Consider the following 278-nt stretch of genomic DNA (forward strand, 5'->3'; position numbering starts at 1 on the left):
CAGGTTGAGGTCATCCAGACCGACAACGGCGCCGAGTTCCAGTCCGCCTTCCACTGGCACGTCCTGGACAAGGGCATCGCCCACACCTACATCAAGCCCCGCACCCCGCGGCTGAACGGCAAAGTCGAACGCTCGCACCGGATCGACGCAGAGGAGTTCTACCGGCTCCTCGACGGCGTCATCATCGACGACGCCGAGGTCTTCAACGACAAGCTGCGCGAGTGGGAGGACTACTACAACTACCATCGCCCCCATGGCGGCCTTGGCGGCCAGACCCC

1 protein-coding gene is annotated in these 278 nt (G+C 64.4%); it reads left to right on the forward strand.

The annotated features are described in order from the left end of the window. The coding region (locus tag IH68_RS0149165) for an integrase core domain-containing protein (protein ID WP_030950390.1) at positions 1 to 278 on the forward strand (278 nt) is incomplete at both ends.

It is taken from the genome of Streptomyces sp. NRRL S-646 (genome assembly GCF_000720765.1).
Lineage (GTDB): Bacteria > Actinomycetota > Actinomycetes > Streptomycetales > Streptomycetaceae > Streptomyces.